Annotated in this window: 4 protein-coding genes and 1 pseudogene; all 5 read right to left on the bottom strand. The window is 66.5% G+C overall.

Annotated elements, in window-relative coordinates:
- Nucleotides 1-2,151 (bottom strand): methyl-accepting chemotaxis protein (locus A7X97_RS20790; protein WP_111008392.1); only part of this gene is annotated, 2,151 nt, incomplete at its 3' end.
- A gap of 101 nt (nucleotides 2,152-2,252) precedes the next feature.
- Nucleotides 2,253-2,636: a hypothetical protein gene (locus tag A7X97_RS20785; protein ID WP_061480764.1), complete on the bottom strand. Its 384-nt coding sequence runs from the start codon at nucleotides 2,634-2,636 to the stop codon at nucleotides 2,253-2,255.
- 135 nt (nucleotides 2,637-2,771) lie between these two features.
- Nucleotides 2,772-3,263: a chemotaxis protein CheW gene (locus A7X97_RS20780; protein WP_072166946.1), complete on the bottom strand. Its 492-nt coding sequence runs from the start codon at nucleotides 3,261-3,263 to the stop codon at nucleotides 2,772-2,774.
- A 205-nt stretch (nucleotides 3,264-3,468) separates the two neighbouring features.
- Nucleotides 3,469-4,242, bottom strand: coding sequence for a flagellar brake protein (locus A7X97_RS20775; protein ID WP_005416413.1), 774 nt, complete (start codon nucleotides 4,240-4,242; stop codon nucleotides 3,469-3,471).
- Nucleotides 4,243-4,401: 159 nt separating this feature from the next.
- Nucleotides 4,402-4,755, bottom strand: a pseudogene (locus tag A7X97_RS20770) (methyl-accepting chemotaxis protein); the annotation flags it as partial.

Here is a 4,755-nt window from a genome sequence, read left to right as displayed (position 1 = left end):
AGTGGCTTCCTCCACCAGCGCAGCGTTCTGCTGGGTGGTCTCGTCCATCTGCACCACGGTCTGGTTGACCTGCTCGATGCCGGCGGACTGTTCCTGCGAGGCCGCGGAGATTTCGGCCATGATGTCGGTCACGCGCTGCACCGAGGCGACAATCTCGCCCATGGTGGCGCCGGCCTTGTGCACCAGCGCCGAGCCATCGTTGACCTTGCCGACCGAGTCGTCGATCAGGCCCTTGATCTCCTTGGCGGCGGCGGCCGAGCGCTGGGCGAGGGTGCGCACTTCGCTGGCAACCACGGCGAAGCCGCGGCCCTGTTCACCGGCACGCGCGGCTTCCACGGCGGCGTTCAGTGCCAGGATGTTGGTCTGGAACGCGATGCCGTCGATGACGCTGATGATTTCGGCGATCTTCTTCGACGAGGCTTCGATGGCGGACATGGTGGTGACCACCTGGCCGACGACCTCGCCACCCTGCGAGGCGACACCGTGCGCGCCGATGGCGAGCTGGTTGGCCTGGCGGGCGTGTTCGGCGTTCTGGCGCACGGTGGAGGTCAGTTCCTCCATCGAGGCCGCGGTTTCTTCCAGGTTTGCGGCCTGCTGCTCGGTCCGGCGCGACAGGTCGCTGTTGCCGGAGGCGATCTCGCCGGCGGCCGAACTGATCGCGCGGCTGGATTGCTTGATGCGGGTGACGATCTCGCTCAGCTGCGCGGCGGTGGCGTTGGCATCGTCACGCATGCGGGCGAACACGCCCTGGTAGTCGCCGTGCATGCGCACGGTCAGGTCGCCCTGCGACAGTGCCGCAAGCAGGCCGGAGATCTGCTCGATGCTGCCGGCGTTGGCGTCCAGCAGGCCGTTGATCTGCTGCGCCAGCTGCAGGAAGAAGCCTTCCTTGTCGGTGGCGTCAATGCGGCCGGACAGGTCGCCGGCGGCGGCCTGGGCGATCACGCGGGCCACTTCCGCTTCAACCTGCGCTTCCTGGGTACGGTCGCGCCATTCCACCACGTAGCCGACGGTGTCGCCGCCTTCATTGCGGATGGTCGACACCACCTGGGCGAACTGGGCATCGCCGTACTGCATCGGGCGACGCGCGACACCGTGCGCCTTCAGGTTGCCCAGCAGGGTCTGGTCCATCTCGCCACGGTGCTCGAGCACGGTGACCGGCTTGCCGATCAGCGAGGCCTGGGCGTCGAAGTCCGGCAGGTCGCGGCGCACTTCGTCCTGGTACTGGCTCAGGGTCTGCTGCAGGGCGCGGTTGCTGTAGACGATGGTGTTGCTGGTGTCGGTCAGGTACACGCCGGTCGAGCTGTAGTCCAGCGCGGTGCGGATGCGCAGGTTCTCGCGGGCGACGGCCTGGTCGGTTTCGATGCGCTCGCGCAGGTCGCGCTGCATGCGCTGCATGGCCTGCATCAGTTCGCCCACTTCGTCCTGGCGGCTGACGTCGATATGGCCATCGAGCTTGCCACCGGCGACGTCGTTGGCGACCGAGACGGCGCCACGCACGCTGCCGACCAGTGCGCGTGCGAACAGCCACACCAGCACCAGGCCGAGCGCGGCGCCGCCCAGCAGGGCGATCACGGTCAGCACGGCCGAGGCGGAATAGGTGGAAGCGGCCTCTTCGCGCGAGGCGCGGGCGAGGCGGTTGTCTTCGGCGATCAGCGCTTCCAGCGCCGATGCAGCCTTGCGGTGCTTGGTACGGGTTTCGCCGACGAAGGTATCGATGGCGTCGTCCGGCAGGTCCAGTTCCAGCATCTCGGTGACGCTGTCATAGGACGCCAGGGCATCCTTCCATTCCTTGGCGAAGGTGTCGAACAACTTCTTCTGTTGTGCGTTATCGACCAGCTTCGGATAGTCCTTGATCGACTTGTCCATGCTGGTGCGCAGGTCGACGGCCTGCTTGCGCGCATCGGCCTTGACGTCGTCGCTGGCGCGGATCAACTGCTGGTAGGCGGCATTGCGGTACTCGCCCAGCATGCCGCGCATCTCGCCGGCGAGGCGGATGCTTTCCATGCGTGAACCGGCCAGCTCGGTGGTGACGTTGTTCAGCGAATGCAGGCCGCGATAGGCGACGATGCCCTGCAGCAGCATCACCAGCAGGAGGACGCCGAAGGTCAGCAGCAGCTTCGGCATCAGTTTCAGGTTGTTGATCCACGGCATTGGCGTTGCGAGCTCCTAAGGCAGACGCGCCCGGGCATCGGGCCCGGTTGCAGCAGAAACCACGCCGGCACCAGGTCCGGCGTAGTTCGACGGACAGCGGATTACTTGATGTTGGCCAGCTTCAGCCCAGCCGGCGAGCTGACTTCGATTTCCGCGCGCGAGGCGTCGCGCTGGATCTTGCCGATCACGCAGACGGTCTTGCCTTCCAGGGTTTCCAGCGGGAAGGAGAACTTGCCGCGGTTCTCGCCGGCGATGCGGGCCGAGAAGGTGTGGCGCGGGAAGGCACCGCCCATGTACAGGAAGGTCGGCTGGCCTTCGGAACCTTCTGCGTAGCGGGCCTTTTCAACCTTGCCACAGACCATGCCGTCCTTGCCGACCGAACGCGGCGCCATTTCCGGCGGGATCATGTCGGCCGACTGGGCGAAAGCGGAGGTGGCGGTGGTGGCCAGGACAGCAGCCGAGACGAACGCAAACAGGGACTTCATCGAGGGTATCTCCGGGGATGGTAACGATCGGGCCGGTCCTGCGCGCTCCTGCGCGACCGGCTTCTGTCCCCCTATCGGCACCGCCGAAGGGAACTGAAGGGTTTTGTGACTGGAACGTGAAGCAGTTCCGGTTGCTCAGGCGGCGACGTCTTCGGCGGGGCTGGCCTGGCCCATGTCGGCGCTGTCGAGCAGGGTCTCGATGTCCAGCAGGATCAGCATGCGATCGTCATGGGTACCGATGCCGGAGATGAAGCGGGTATCGACGGCGGCACCGAATTCCGGGGTCGGTCGGATCTGCTCGGCCGACAGCGGGATCACGTCGGAGACGCTGTCGACGACGATGCCGACCACGCGGTCGTCGACGTTCAGCACGATCATCACGGTGAAGGCGTCGTAGCGGGCGTTGTCCAGGCGCAGCTTCAGGCGCAGGTCGATCACCGGGACGATGGTGCCGCGCAGGTTGATCACGCCCTTGATGTAGTCCGGGGCATCCGGCACGCGGGTAACCGCATCATAGCCACGGATTTCCTGCACCTTGAGGATGTCCACGCCGTAGTGCTCGTCACCAAGCGTGAAGCTGAGGAATTCGCCACCGGTGCTGGCGGCGGAGCTGGTCTTGTCGTTCATCGAGGGGTCCTGGTTCTGCCGGAAGTCCCGGTGTCAGGCTCGATATCGGCTCCGCTGGGGGGGACTTTAGGTGCCCGGGGAAAGGCATCCACGCATGGCGTGGATCCACCGGAGATCGGTAGTGCCTGCCGCTGGCCGGCAATGGCCGTACCCGCATTGTCGCGACGTTGCCGGCCAGCGGCCGGCACTACCTGTTGGCCGGGCCTTAGAGCTCGCCGTTGCGGCGTGCCTTGCGTTGGCGGTCGATGCGGAAGATGTAGCGCTGGATGGCGCTGTCGGCGCCGCGCGGCAGGCTGTCGAAGCGCATGCCCACGCGCTTGACCTCGATGCCGTTGGGCTGGCGCTGCGGCAACAGGTTGCAGACCACCAGCGCGATGTCCAGGTCGGGGCCGTCCGGCAGCGACAGCTGCGCCGGATAACGCTTCTGCAGACCAAATACCGCGCAGTCATTGGGCACCACCACGGCCAGACCGCCACCGCTGATGTCCACCACCCGCATCGACAGCGCTTCGGCCCGCGCTTCGCCGGGTGGCAGCAGCAGCTGCGGTGAATCAGTGACTGGCGTCTCCAGCCGATACAGCTCGCGGCGCTGCAGGTGCACCAGTTCTTCCGGAAGCGGGGCGCGGAAGGCCACGTGGCCGTCGTTGTCCACGCGCTGCAGTTCGTGCAGGCGGAAGCGCACCAGCACCCGTTCGAGCTGGGCGAAGCACAGCAGGTGATCGGCCTGCTCGGCGGCGCGGTTGGAAGCTTCCTGCGGGCTGCCATCGAGCAGCAGGTAGTCCTCGTCTTCGTCGAGGTCGAGCAGCGCAGTGGGGAACGAACGGTCGCGGCCGTCGATGTGCGCGTTGATCAATGATCGCTGGTCGATCAGCGAGCGCAGCAGCTGGCGCAGCTGACGCGGATTGCGGACCAGGAAGCGCTCGTCAGCGGCGTCGGCCGCGTGGACATCATGCACTGCAGTGTCGTTGCCGTCGGACATGGAATCTACGGTCAGGGGCGGGCGCCAGCACGCATTGGCGCGAGGCTCGATGGGGATATCGGCCTCTGCACCGGATTATGAAGTGGGATTTGCATCACTTTCCACGCGTAAGGGGTCAGATCCCTTTCTGCGGGAAAGGGATCTGACCCCGTGGTTCTGTCAGAACTCCTGCCAGTCGCCGTCGGCGGCCAGTACCGGCTGCGCCGTCGAGCTGCGCAGGGGGCGCGCGGAAGCCGGCTTTGCCGAAGGCGCGGCGGCTGCGACCTGGCGCGGTACCGGCGCCGCCAGCGGGCGTGCCGGAATGGCCGTCGTGCCGTGCGATGCCAGCCGGAAGCGGGCCACGGCTTCACCCAGCTGCACGGCCTGGTCCTCCATCGCACGCGCGGCAGCAGTGGCTTCCTCCACCAGCGCGGCGTTCTGCTGGGTGGTCTCGTCCATCTGCACCACGGTCTGGTTGACCTGCTCGATGCCCGCGCTCTGTTCCTGCGAGGCAGCGGAGATCTCGGCCATGAT

The organism is Stenotrophomonas sepilia (assembly GCF_003244875.1).
GTDB classification, from domain to species: Bacteria; Pseudomonadota; Gammaproteobacteria; order Xanthomonadales; family Xanthomonadaceae; genus Stenotrophomonas; species Stenotrophomonas sepilia.
Note: the sequence above shows the minus strand (reverse complement) of the source record. Positions and strands in the feature narration are given on the sequence as shown.

What these genes read in the sequence shown, in the direction of transcription:
- A7X97_RS20785 (WP_061480764.1), bottom strand. Translation starts at nt 2,636, where the DNA reads ATGAAGTCCCTGTTTGCGTTCGTCTCGGCTGCTGTCCTGGCCACCACC.
- A7X97_RS20780 (WP_072166946.1), bottom strand. Translation starts at nt 3,263, where the DNA reads ATGAACGACAAGACCAGCTCCGCCGCCAGCACCGGTGGCGAATTCCTC.
- A7X97_RS20775 (WP_005416413.1), bottom strand. Translation starts at nt 4,242, where the DNA reads ATGTCCGACGGCAACGACACTGCAGTGCATGATGTCCACGCGGCCGAC.